Genomic DNA, 12,072 nt, shown 5'->3' with positions numbered 1-12,072 from the left:
TTTATTTAATTACGTATTGAACTTTCCGCACGAGAAAGCTGTCTCATGCTAAATCACTCCTGACCAAGAATAATAAAATATAATTGTTACGAGTTAAGTTAATTCTTAACCGGATTATGCGACGGAAATAGTCATTGGTTTTGTGAATGATTTAAAGCTAATCATATTAAATAAAAATTATTAATTGCTCATTAAATCGGATAATCTCAGCGGCGTTATATGCCTTTAAGATTTTTCATCCATAATTTATGTGAATGTCATTTAGTGAATTAACGTGATATTCATTAATTATCTGGACTCGCCCGGTGTGAATACATCGGGCTTTTTTTATGGCAAAAAAATGCCCGGACAAGCCGGGCAGAGGGAGAGTCAGTCGCGGGTGGGTTTTTCCGCTTTTCCGGCCATTTGCGCCAGGAAATCATACCGTTTTTGCAGATCGGCGGCGGCATCTTTCCACAACTGCTCGGCCACCTCTGGTTGTTGCGCGTTGAGGCGGCGGAAACGTTGTTCCTGCATTAACGTTTCGGCCAGCGCATCGGAAGGCGGACGTGAATCCAGCGCCAGAGGCAATTTACCTTCATCGGCGCGGCGCGGGTCGAACCGGTAGAGCGGCCAGAAACCGGTTGCGGTCAGCTGGCGCATCTGATCGTGGCTGAGTGCCAGGTCGTAGCCATGCTCTTCACACGGGCTGTAGGCAATGATCAGCGACGGACCCGGGTTGGCTTCCGCTTCCTGAATGGCTTTCACCGTCTGGTTCAGCTGCGCGCCCAGCGAGATTTGCGCGACATACACATGGCCGTACATCATCATGCTGACGCCGAGATCTTTACGCGCCTTGCGCTTGCCGTGTTCACCAAACTTAGTTACTGCGCCAAGCGGGGTAGCTTTTGACGCCTGGCCACCGGTGTTGGAATAGCACTGCGTATCCAGAACCAGAATGTTGACGTTTTCGGTAAGGCTTAACACGTGATCCAGCCCGCCAAAGCCGATGTCATACGCCCAGCCGTCACCGCCGATCAGCCAGATTGATTTTTCCACCAGCGCGTCAGCGTCGGTCAACAGCTGCCCGGCACCTTCCACGTCCTGCAGAGCGTTGCGCAGTTCCGCAACCTGCTCACGACGACGTTCTGGCGTTGCATCGGCGTGCAACGCCTCATTCAGCTCCGCCGGGATGTGGCCAGCAAACTGTTCCAGTAACCGCATCACGCGTGCGCGGTGCTGGTCAACGGTCAGACGGAAGCCCAGACCAAACTCGGCGTTATCCTCAAACAACGAGTTCGCCCATGCCGGACCGCGGCCATGGGCGTCGGTGGTGTACGGCGTGGAAGGCAGATTACCGCCATAGATTGATGAACAGCCCGTGGCGTTAGCGATCAACATTCTGTCGCCGTACAGTTGTGTGAGCAGCTTGATATACGGCGTTTCACCGCAGCCGGAGCAGGCGCCTGAATACTCGAACAGCGGAGTAATGAGCTGCGAGGTACGAATATCAATACGCTCCAGCGTGCTGCGGTCGATCTCCGGCAGGTTCAGGAAGAAGTCATAATTTACCTTCTCTTCTTCGACATGCTCGAGGCGCGACATCATATTGATGGCTTTGATGTCCGGATCCTGACGATCTTTCGCCGGACAGACCTCAACGCACAGATTACATCCGGTGCAATCTTCCGGAGCGACCTGCAGAACATACTTCTGTCCGCGCATATCACGGGATTTCACATCAAGTGAATGCAGGCTGGCCGGGGCGTCTTCCATCGCTTCCGGGGAGACAACTTTGGCACGAATGGCCGAGTGCGGGCAGGCTGCCACGCAGTGGTTACACTGGGTACACAGCTCCTCTTTCCAGATGGGGATTTCTTCGGCGATGTTGCGTTTTTCCCAGCGCGTGGTGCCCATCGGCCAGGTGCCATCGGGTGGCAGTGCGGAGACGGGAAGGGCATCACCCAGCCCGGCCAGCATGGCTGCCGTCACGGTTTTCACGAAATCCGGTGCCGCGTCAGAAACCACCGGTGGACGGTTCGGGCTGGACGCATCAACCGCTTGCAGCGGTACTTCAAATAAAGACTCGCGTGCCAGCGCCAGCGCCTGCCAGTTACGCTCGACCAGCTCCTGACCTTTACTGCTGTAGCTTTTGGCAATCGCCCCCTGCAGTTCCATTAGCGCGCTGTCTCCCGGCAGGATCTGCGTCAGGTGGAAGAAGGCCATTTGCATCACGGTGTTAATTCGCGCGGAAAGGCCACACTCGCGGGCAATTTTTGCAGCGTTAATGACGTAGAAGCGGGCTTTTTTCTGGTTCAGCACCGCCTGCACTTCCTGCGGCAGTCGCGACCAGACTTCATCCACGCTGTACGGCGTATTGAGCAGGAAAATACCGCCCGGTTTCAGGCGCTCTGCCATCTGGTACTTATCGATGAACTGCAGCTGGTGACAGCCCACAAAATCAGCCTGCGAGATAAGGTACGCCGAGCGGATAGGGTGCTCGCTGACACGCAGGTGGGAAACGGTCAGCCCGCCTGCTTTTTTAGAGTCGTAGACAAAATACCCCTGGGCATACCACGACGTGGAGTTCCCGATGATCTTAATGTTGTTCTTGGTCGCGGAGACGCTACCGTCGCTGCCCAGTCCATAAAACAGTGCCTCAAGTTTTGCGGTGGAAGGCAGCGTGTTTTCCGGCAGGGGCAGAGAGAGGTTGGTCACGTCATCATAAATACCGACGGTAAAGCGCGGTTTTGGTTTAGCCTCGCTCAGCTCATTAAACACCGCCAGCACACAGTCCGGGCCAAACTCTTTGGAGGACAACCCATAGCGACCCCCGATCACGCGCGGCAGTGTTTCGCGCTCACCGCAATTAAACGCTTCAGCCAGCGCGGACATGACGTCCAGATACAGAGGTTCTGCGTGGGCGCCAGGCTCTTTAGTGCGATCGAGCACCGCCACGGTGCGCGCGCTTTCCGGCAGGGCGGAGAGCAAATGTCGCGCGGAAAACGGTCGGTAGAGCCGCACTTTGAGCACGCCGATTTTTTCACCACGGGTCAGCAGTTCATCCACCACCTCTTCACAGGTGCCAATGGCTGACCCCATGAGCACAATGACCCGTTCCGCCTGCGGATGACCGTAGTATTCAAACGGTTTGTATTGACGTCCGGTGGCCGCGGCAAAATCATCCATCGCCTGCTCAACGTGATCATAAACGGCGTTGTACCACGGGTTCGTTGCTTCCCGGGACTGGAAATAGGTATCCGGGTTGGCCGATGTCCCGCGGATCACCGGGTGTTCCGGGTTCAGCGCACGGGCGCGATGCGCGTCGATTTCCGCCTGCGGCAGAAGATTGAGGAGGGTGTCGTCAGCCAGCGGAACGATTTTATTGATTTCGTGAGAGGTACGAAAACCATCAAAGAAATGAATAAAGGGCACGCGACTCTTCAGCGTCGCCATATGCGAAATTAACGCGAAGTCCTGTGCTTCCTGAACGCTGCTGGCGCACAGCATGGCGCAACCGGTCTGGCGGACGGCCATCACGTCTGAGTGATCGCCAAAGATGGAGAGGGCGTGTGTCGCAACGGTTCGTGCGGCAACGTGAAGCACAAACGGGGTAAGTTGTCCTGCCAGTTTATAGAGCGTCGGGATCATCAACAATAATCCCTGCGACGAGGTGAATGACGTCGACAGAGCACCGGTCTGCAGCGCCCCGTGTACGGTCGCGATAGCGCCAGCCTCAGACTGCATTTCCACGACTCGTGGGACGTCGCCCCAGACGTTTTTCAGTCCGTTGCCCGCCCAGGCATCGGCCTGCTCGGCCATCGTAGAACTTGGCGTAATTGGGTAGATGGCGATAACTTCACTGGTGCGAAACGCGACGGACGCGACTGCACCATTACCGTCAATAGTTTGCATAGGACAACACCCTTACATTGCGCAAAAAAAGGAGCCCGAAAAAACTCAACGGGCTTTGAATATTATTCCCTTAGTTTAGCAAAGGTCGGATTTTACGATTTTCGCTTTTGTGTCCTCGGTATTCTCGACATCAATGAGTAGATCAATCTTTTGGTGAAAAAATTGCGAGAAATTGTTTCAGGAGCGCATAAATACGCACTTTCGCTCTCGACGACACGGCATGTGATGCCTATTATGCATAGGTTTCGCATTATTAATGGGGGAGAGAGAGCATGCGTTCAGCATTTTGGGTCGGGTGTGCCGCGTTATTATTATCGGCATGCAGCAGTGAACCTGTTCAGCAGGCAACGGCGGCACACGTAACGCCGGGAATGAAAGCGGCGATGTCCAGCTCCGGACAAGCCAACTGCGCGATGATTGGCGGCTCGATGTCTGTTGCCCGCCAGCTTGACGGCTCAGCTATCGGGGTGTGCGCATTGCCAAACGGCAAACGCTGCAGTGAACAGTCGCTTGCCGTAGGATCCTGCGGAAACTACTGATTACTCCGCACGCTTAAACATCAGCGTTTTATCGGCTGTCGCCAGCGTTAACTGGTCTTCAGTCAGGTCGACCTGCGCCCCTTTGCGCAACATGTCGCCAATGGCCTGATCCAGTTCGTTTAACTGTGGTTCGGTACAGAGCTTGCGCGTCATGGCGAGCGTTTTGACCTTGAGCTCACCTTCGGACAATTTCCCCTGTCCGTTAAACGTGTTACACATCACGCCGGAAACGCTAATGTTATTAACCAGACTGATATCAGACAGGGCTTTGAAGCTGATCTCTGGTTGCGTTGTCGTGGCCTTAACGGCTTTCCCGTCCACATTCTCCAGTACAAAACGGTGGCTCTTAAGTTGGTCCGGCTGAACGGAGGCTTTACCAGGATTAACGCACCCGGTGAGGACAAGACTGATAACACTTAACGCAATGAGCTTTTTCATTTTTCTTCTCAGACGATAGATACTGTGAATCTTTTTTCAGTGTAACGATACTCTGCCGTGCGTTAATGGGGTTTATCTGAAAGTGCGGGCGGGTACCGGGCAACGTTGTCGTTGCCCGCAATACGATCAGTGCGATTTAAACCCTGCGGCCGTCATTAACATGCGAAAGAGCATACTGACCGCCGCCAGTGCCAGTACGCTGCCGCCCCAGATAATGGCCAGCCACATTACTCTTTTCCAGAAAGGTTGTTGCATCAGTGATAACCCTCTCCATGCTGTACTTTTCCGCGAAACACGTAGTAACTCCAGAAGGTGTAGACCAGAATCACGGGAATGATCAACAACGCGCCCACCAGCATAAAGCCCTGGCTTTGTGTCGGAGCCGCCGCCTGCCAGAGCGTGATTGACGGGGGAATAATGTGCGGCCAGATGCTGATCCCAAGTCCGCTAAAGCCGAGAAAAATCAGCCCTAACGTCAGGATAAACGGCAGATGATGGCTCTCTGGGTTATTCAGGCAACGCCACTGACATAGGCTCAGGATCACCACCAGCACCGGCACGGGCAGCAGGAAGAAGAGATTCGGCAGGGTAAACCAGCGCGCGGCGATGGCCGGCTGCGCCAGTGGCGTCCAGAGGCTGATTGCTGCAATGAATACCAGAAGCAGGATCAGGAGCGTTCTGGATACCCGTCGCATTCGCTGTTGCAGCGCGTTTTCGCTTTTCATCACCAGCCATGTCGAGCCTAACAGCGCGTAGGCCACCACCAGACCTGCGCCGCAGAACAGGTTAAAAACGGTCAGCCAGTCGAACGGTCCGCCACTGTAGGCACGCCCGGTGACGCTAAAGCCGTTAATCACCGCGCCCACCGTCATGCCCTGGGTAAAGGTCGCCAGGATCGAACCGCCGATAAACGCTTTGTCCCAGAAAGGGCGGTGTGCCGGCGTGGCTTTAAAACGAAACTCAAATGCCACGCCCCGGAAAATAAGTCCGATCAGCATTAACGTCAGCGGAATAGTGAGGGCATCAATAATGACCGCATAGGCCAGCGGAAACGCGCCAAACAGCGCCGCACCGCCGAGCACCAGCCAGGTTTCATTGCCGTCCCAGACCGGCGCAACGCTGTTCACCATCACATCGCGATCGTCGGCATCAGGCGTAGCCGGGAACAGGATACCTATCCCCAGATCAAAACCATCCATCACGATATACATCAGCGTGGCAAAGACGATGATAACAAACCAGATAATGGAAAGATCGATACCCATTATGGTTGCTCCTTATGTTCAGTAGTAACGGCAGAAAGCGGGCGTGCGGGACGTCCATCGGACTCGGTGGCAAACGATTCATGAGGCTGAGGTCCTTTTTTAATCAGGCGGACCATATAGCTGTAACCCACGCCAAATACGGAGGTGTAGACGACGAAGAAGGACAGCAGACTCGCGCTCATATGCAAGTCACCATGGGCAGAAACCGCATCCTTCGTTCGCTGAAGCCCGTAGACGACCCAAGGCTGGCGGCCCACTTCGGTAGTGACCCATCCGGCCAGGATGGCAATCAGCCCGGTGGGTCCCATCAGGAGGGCAAACCACAGGAAGGGACGCGAAGCGTACACGCGCTTTTTATAACGTAACCAGAGTGCCGTCACCCCAAGCAGCAGCATCAGCATGCCTAAGCCCGCCATAATGCGGAATGACCAGAAGACGATGGTGGAATTTGGCCGGTCTTCTTTTGGAAATTCTTTCAGTGCCGGAACCTGTTTGTCGAGGCTGTGCGTCAGAATAAGGCTGCCAAGCGCCGGGATCTCCAGCCCAAAGCGGGTGCGCTCCTGTTCCATATCCGGCCAGCCAAACAGCAGCAGCGGGGTGGGTTCACCCGGTGGGTTCTCCCAGTGGCCTTCAATGGCTGCTATTTTGGCGGGCTGGTGCTTCAGGGTGTTCAACCCGTGCATATCACCTACCATCGCCTGAAGGGGAGCCACAATCAGGGTCATCCACAGCGCCATGGAAAACATCGCACGGATGGCGGGGGTGTTGTTTCCGCGCAGCAAATGCCAGGCTGCGGATGCGCCGACAAACAGGGCGCTACTCAGGAAGGCCGCTATCGACATATGCAGCAGGCGATACGGGAAGGAGGGGTTAAACACCACGGCAAACCAGTCTACCGGCACCACCTGTCCGTTGACGATTTCAAAGCCCTGTGGCGTCTGCATCCAGCTGTTTGATGAGAGGATCCAGAAGGTTGAGATAATGGTCCCCAGTGCCACCATACAGGTTGCAAAGAAATGCAGACCCGGCCCGACTTTATTCCAGCCGAACAGCATAACGCCGAGGAATCCTGCCTCGAGGAAGAAGGCAGTAAGCACTTCGTAGGTCAGGAGCGGGCCGGTAATACTGCCGGCAAATTGTGAAAACCCACTCCAGTTGGTCCCAAACTGGTAGGCCATGACCAGCCCGGAGACCACGCCCATACCGAAGTTAACGGCAAAAATCTTCGACCAGAAATGGTACAGCGAACGCCAGACCGGGTTTTTGGTTTTCAGCCACAGGCCTTCTAGCACAGCGAGATAACTCGCCAGACCGATGGTGATTGCCGGGAAAATAATGTGGAAGGATACGGTAAAGGCAAACTGTATCCGTGCAAGATGAAAAGCATCTAAACCAAACATGCACAACCTCAATGTCAAACGGTGTGCTGTTATGGTATAGGGGCGAAATAACCAGTATCAGACGCAGAAAAGCGAAATTTACCTATAACAGTTCATGAAAACATCACGCTTTGCACATCTGATATAGCTTGCGTGAGAGAATAAAAAAATTATTTTTATGAATTTTATGCATTAAACAGCTTGCCTTGTTATCAACAACATGCGTTAATGGCCCTCTGGGTTTGAGTCCAAATAAACATCTGACGTAGTTTTATAAAGCAGTTCTCATCACGTTGTGCCTCTCCGCAGCCTCTCTTGGGTCTTTTTCTACACTCCGATTAGTTTTTGTTTCAAACCACTATCGCCTGAAGGGCCCATTAAGCAATTAACGTTTTTACGTTTACAGGAGAATCCTATGACTTCTTATATCCATTTCCGCTGCCCATGCTGCCATGGTTCGCAGTACCGTACCTCAGCTTTTGATGTGTCTGAGAAAAACCCGTTCGGTGCAAAATGCATTTTTTGCAAATCGTCGATGATTACCCTCGATCATCTGGCCGCTGCCCGCCACGCTCAGCGTAACGTCACCGAACTGCGTAAGTAATGCATCTGGCTAACTATAACAGTTAGCAAAATCTTCTCTTTTTCTCCTGCTGATATACACTGTCGGTCATAAGGAGAATCTGATGAAAAAATACCAGCGTCTGGCGCAACAAATTATCTCGCAGATCGAGCTTGGCGTATGGTTGCCGGGCGATAAGCTGCCTTCTCTGCGAGAGCAGGTCGCGAGCAGCGGCATGAGTTTTATGACCGTGGGCCACGCGTATCAGATGCTGGAAAGCCAGGGGCGTATCGTCGCCAGGCCGCAGTCGGGCTATTACGTTGCCTCGCGCCCGACCGCACAACAACCTGCGCCGCCTGCCCAGGTGATGCGGGACGAAGTGGTAGATATCAACACCTATATCTTCGACGTATTACAGGCCAGCCGCGATCCGTCGGTTGTTCCTTTCGCTTCGGCCTTCCCCGACCCCCGGCTTTTCCCGCTGCAGCAACTTAACCGTTCGCTGGCCAATGTCAGTAAAACCGCCACAGCAATGAGCGTGATTGAAAACCTGCCTCCGGGTAACGTTGACCTTCGCCACGCCATTGCCCGCCGCTATGCGCAGCAGGGAATGAATATCTCGCCGGATGAGATTGTCATTACCGCAGGCGCACTCGAAGCCCTGAATCTTAGCCTGCAGGCCGTTACCGAGCCTGGTGACTGGGTGATTGTCGAAAACCCCTGTTTCTATGGTGCACTGCAGGCGCTGGAACGCCTGAAACTTAAAGCGCTGTCGGTGGCGACGGACGTCCGCGAAGGGATCGATCTGAATGCGCTTGAGCAGGCGCTCAATGAGTATCCGGTCAAAGCCTGCTGGCTCATGACCAACAGTCAAAATCCCCTCGGCTTCACGCTCAGCGCAGAAAAAAAAGCGCACCTGGTCGCGCTTCTCGCCAGGCACAACGTCACCCTGATCGAAGATGATGTCTACAGCGAACTCTATTTTGGCCGGGAGAAACCCCTGCCAGCGAAAGCATGGGATCGTGACGATATGACGCTGCACTGCTCGTCCTTCTCGAAATGTCTGGTGGCGGGGTTTCGCATCGGCTGGGTGGCGGCAGGTAAACATGCGCGACGCATTCAGCAGCTACAGCTGATGAGCACCTTATCGACCAGTTCACCCATGCAGCTGGCGCTGGTGGATTACCTGGCGACAAAACGCTATGACGCCCATCTTCGCCGCCTGCGACGCACGCTGGCCGAACGCAAACAGCAGGCGTGGCAGTCGCTTTTACGCCATATGCCGGCAGGCGTAAAAATTCATCACAACGACAGCGGCTATTTTTTATGGCTGGAACTCCCGGCGCAGCTGGACGCCGGACTGCTGAGTGAGAAAGCGCTAATGCACCACATCAGTATTGCCCCCGGTAAGATGTTTTCGACCTCTGACGCCTGGACACCGTTCTTCCGGTTTAATACCTCCTGGGCGTGGGGGGAGCGGGAAGAACAGGCTGTGATTCAGTTAGGGAAATTAATTAGCAGCATGCTCGAATAATAATCTCCGCACCTTTCTAAAATAATCATTCCTTATCCTGATGGCGGCACGGCGAATATTCCGCAGTACCGCATCATAGGAAATCTGCATACCGCCTCTCAACGCTAACTCCTTGTCTATAATCCAGTTAACGGGGAATGCGCCCTCGGTCACACCTTGATGAAATTTCTTTAAGCCGCACGGTACGGCGCATTTGCGCGGTCTACGTTTAATAAGGGAGATATTTTTACGGCACGGCTGCCGCTAAATTTCATTGCGACAGGAGTAATTCTTATGAGCAAAAAATTTGCCCGCAGCAGCCTGTGCGCGCTCGGCATGACCCTCATGACAGCGCACGCCGCAGAGCCACCGAAGGCTATCGGCGACGGGGAAGGACGACTGGATATTATTGCCTGGCCCGGGTACATCGAACGGGGACAAACCGATAAAAATTATGACTGGGTCACCCAGTTCGAAAAAGAGACCGGCTGCGCGGTGAACGTAAAAACCGCGGCCACCTCGGATGAAATGGTCAGCCTGATGGCGAAAGGAGGATACGATCTGGTCACTGCCTCGGGCGATGCCTCACTGCGCCTGATCATGGGGAAACGCGTTCAGCCGATTAACCCCGACCTTATCCCAAACTGGAAAACCCTCGACCCGCGGATCGTCAAAGGTGAATGGTTTAACGTCGGCGGAAACGTCTACGGTACGCCGTATCAGTGGGGGCCAAACCTGCTGATGTACAACAGCAAAACGTTCCCGACGCCGCCGGACAGCTGGAGCGTCGTCTTTACGAAACAGAATTTACCTGACGGTAAAACCAATCAGGGTCGCGTGCAGGCCTATGATGGCCCGATTTACATCGCCGATGCGGCGCTGTTTGTCAAAGCCACGCAGCCGCAGCTGGGTATCACCGACCCGTACCAGCTAACAGAAAAACAGTATGCCGCCGTACTGAAGGTATTGCGTGACCAGCATGCGCTGATCCACCGCTACTGGCATGACACCACCGTTCAGATGAGCGACTTTAAAAATGAAGGCGTAGTGGCCTCCAGCGCCTGGCCCTATCAGGCCAATGCCCTGAAAGCGGAGAACCAGCCTGTCGCCACTGTTTTCCCGAAAGAAGGGGTAACCGGCTGGGCGGACACCACCATGCTGCACGCGCAGGCCAAGCACCCGATGTGCGCCTACAAATGGATGAACTGGTCGCTTACGCCTAAAGTGCAGGGCGATCTGGCGGCCTGGTTTGGCTCGCTGCCCGTGGTACCGGAAGGGTGTAAAGCCAGCACATTGCTCGGCGATAAAGGCTGCGAAACGAACGGCTACAACTATTTCGACAAAATCATGTTCTGGAAAACCCCGATTGCAGAAGGCGGCAAATTCGTTCCTTACAGCCGCTGGACACAGGATTACATCGCCATCATGGGCGGCCGTTAATCGCAGGAGCAGAACATGACGTACGCAGTAGAGTTTAATGACGTTTCCCGTCTGTACGGTGACGTGCGGGCGGTGGATGGGGTCACCATTGCTATTCATGACGGAGAGTTTTTCTCCATGCTGGGGCCTTCGGGCTCCGGCAAAACTACCTGCCTGCGTCTGATCGCCGGTTTTGAGCAGCTGTCAGGCGGCGCAATCAAAATCTTCGGTAAAGAGGCGAGCGCACTTCCCCCCTGGGAACGCGATGTGAATACCGTGTTCCAGGATTATGCGTTGTTCCCGCATATGTCGATCCTCGACAACGTCGCGTACGGGCTCATGGTCAAAGGTATCGACAAGAAAACGCGGCATGCGCAGGCGCGTCAAGCGCTGGAAAAAGTGGGACTAAGCTTTGCTGTCACGCGTAAGCCTTCGCAGCTTTCCGGCGGGCAACGTCAACGTGTCGCCATCGCGCGGGCGCTGGTCAATGAACCCCGGGTATTGCTGCTGGATGAACCGCTCGGCGCGCTCGATCTTAAACTGCGTGAGCAGATGCAGTTCGAGCTGAAAAAGCTGCAGCAGGAGCTCGGCATCACCTTTATTTTCGTCACTCACGATCAGGGGGAAGCCCTGTCGATGTCTGACCGGGTCGCGGTTTTCAATAATGGCCGCATTGAGCAAGTCGACACCCCGCGCGATCTCTATATGCGTCCAGGAACGCCCTTCGTGGCGAGCTTTGTCGGGACCTCGAACGTGTTTGACGCCGGTATGGCACACAACGTGTGCGGGATGGAAGGCATCTATTCTTTACGGCCGGAACATATTCGCCTCAATGAGAGCGGTGAGGTTCAGGTTGAGGGCGTGGTGCAGGCAGTACAGTATCAGGGGGCGGCAACGCGTCTTGAGCTAAAACTCGCTGATGGTGCAAAACTGCTGGTCAGCCAGGCCAATTTTAGCGATGCCGCAACGCTGAGCGGCGTGACGCCGGGACAGGCGGTGATGGCGTCGTGGTCACGTGATGCCATGGTTCGCCTGCAAGAGGAGAGGTGACATGAACACGCAT

General features: G+C 54.5%; 10 protein-coding genes. 5 read left to right on the top strand and 5 right to left on the bottom strand.

Annotated elements, in window-relative coordinates; genetic code table 11:
* Positions 1–369 precede the first annotated feature (369 nt).
* Complete coding sequence (nifJ, locus tag BH714_RS08015; protein ID WP_040017609.1) at positions 370–3,894, bottom strand: pyruvate:ferredoxin (flavodoxin) oxidoreductase; 3,525 nt, start codon at positions 3,892–3,894, stop codon at positions 370–372.
* A 272-nt stretch (positions 3,895–4,166) separates the two neighbouring features.
* On the opposite strand from nifJ, the gene BH714_RS08010 reads away from it, so the two are divergent.
* Positions 4,167–4,433, top strand: a complete 267-nt coding sequence (locus tag BH714_RS08010; protein WP_040017607.1) for a putative hemolysin — start codon at positions 4,167–4,169, stop codon at positions 4,431–4,433.
* Here the strand turns inward: BH714_RS08010 and hslJ are convergent, their stop codons facing one another.
* The 4 genes from hslJ to BH714_RS07990 form a co-directional block, all read right to left on the bottom strand.
* On the bottom strand, positions 4,434–4,871 hold the full coding sequence (gene hslJ / locus BH714_RS08005) for a heat shock protein HslJ (protein WP_014170275.1): 438 nt from the start codon (positions 4,869–4,871) through the stop codon (positions 4,434–4,436).
* Positions 4,872–4,997: 126 nt separating this feature from the next.
* A complete protein-coding gene (locus BH714_RS08000) occupies positions 4,998–5,126 on the bottom strand; it encodes a DUF2474 domain-containing protein (protein WP_014170274.1) in 129 nt (42 codons plus the stop codon).
* Positions 5,126–6,136: a cytochrome d ubiquinol oxidase subunit II gene (gene cydB, locus BH714_RS07995; protein ID WP_040017606.1), complete on the bottom strand. Its 1,011-nt coding sequence runs from the start codon at positions 6,134–6,136 to the stop codon at positions 5,126–5,128. Before cydB ends, BH714_RS08000 begins: the two co-directional genes overlap by 1 nt.
* The gene (locus tag BH714_RS07990) at positions 6,136–7,536 is read right to left on the bottom strand and encodes a cytochrome ubiquinol oxidase subunit I (protein WP_040017605.1); all 1,401 of its coding nucleotides are present in this window, start codon (positions 7,534–7,536) and stop codon (positions 6,136–6,138) included. Before BH714_RS07990 ends, cydB begins: the two co-directional genes overlap by 1 nt.
* Before the next feature lie 394 nt (positions 7,537–7,930).
* Here BH714_RS07990 and ymcF point away from each other — a divergent pair, with 394 nt between their 5' ends.
* From ymcF to BH714_RS07970, 4 genes are all read left to right on the top strand, one after another.
* On the top strand, positions 7,931–8,119 hold the full coding sequence (ymcF, locus tag BH714_RS07985) for a cold shock small protein YmcF (protein ID WP_020884014.1): 189 nt from the start codon (positions 7,931–7,933) through the stop codon (positions 8,117–8,119).
* A gap of 82 nt (positions 8,120–8,201) precedes the next feature.
* Entirely contained in the window at positions 8,202–9,611 is a 1,410-nt protein-coding gene (locus BH714_RS07980; RefSeq protein ID WP_040017603.1) for an aminotransferase-like domain-containing protein, read from the top strand.
* 273 nt (positions 9,612–9,884) lie between these two features.
* Positions 9,885–11,030, top strand: a complete 1,146-nt coding sequence (gene ydcS, locus BH714_RS07975) for a putative ABC transporter substrate-binding protein YdcS (protein ID WP_020884016.1) — start codon at positions 9,885–9,887, stop codon at positions 11,028–11,030.
* 15 nt (positions 11,031–11,045) lie between these two features.
* Complete coding sequence (locus BH714_RS07970) at positions 11,046–12,059, top strand: ABC transporter ATP-binding protein (RefSeq protein ID WP_020884017.1); 1,014 nt, start codon at positions 11,046–11,048, stop codon at positions 12,057–12,059.
* Positions 12,060–12,072 lie beyond the last annotated feature (13 nt).

Origin of the sequence: Enterobacter ludwigii (genome assembly GCF_001750725.1) — a bacterium.
Classification (GTDB): domain Bacteria; phylum Pseudomonadota; class Gammaproteobacteria; order Enterobacterales; family Enterobacteriaceae; genus Enterobacter; species Enterobacter ludwigii.
Note: the sequence above shows the minus strand (reverse complement) of the source record. Positions and strands in the feature narration are given on the sequence as shown.

Coding starts and splice junctions, on each gene's coding strand:
- BH714_RS07970 (WP_020884017.1), top strand. CDS start 11,046: ATGACGTACGCAGTAGAGTTTAATGACGTTTCCCGTCTGTACGGTGAC.
- nifJ (WP_040017609.1), bottom strand. CDS start 3,894: ATGCAAACTATTGACGGTAATGGTGCAGTCGCGTCCGTCGCGTTTCGC.
- ymcF (WP_020884014.1), top strand. CDS start 7,931: ATGACTTCTTATATCCATTTCCGCTGCCCATGCTGCCATGGTTCGCAG.
- BH714_RS08010 (WP_040017607.1), top strand. CDS start 4,167: ATGCGTTCAGCATTTTGGGTCGGGTGTGCCGCGTTATTATTATCGGCA.
- BH714_RS07990 (WP_040017605.1), bottom strand. CDS start 7,536: ATGTTTGGTTTAGATGCTTTTCATCTTGCACGGATACAGTTTGCCTTT.
- BH714_RS07980 (WP_040017603.1), top strand. CDS start 8,202: ATGAAAAAATACCAGCGTCTGGCGCAACAAATTATCTCGCAGATCGAG.
- cydB (WP_040017606.1), bottom strand. CDS start 6,136: ATGGGTATCGATCTTTCCATTATCTGGTTTGTTATCATCGTCTTTGCC.
- BH714_RS08000 (WP_014170274.1), bottom strand. CDS start 5,126: ATGCAACAACCTTTCTGGAAAAGAGTAATGTGGCTGGCCATTATCTGG.
- hslJ (WP_014170275.1), bottom strand. CDS start 4,871: ATGAAAAAGCTCATTGCGTTAAGTGTTATCAGTCTTGTCCTCACCGGG.
- ydcS (WP_020884016.1), top strand. CDS start 9,885: ATGAGCAAAAAATTTGCCCGCAGCAGCCTGTGCGCGCTCGGCATGACC.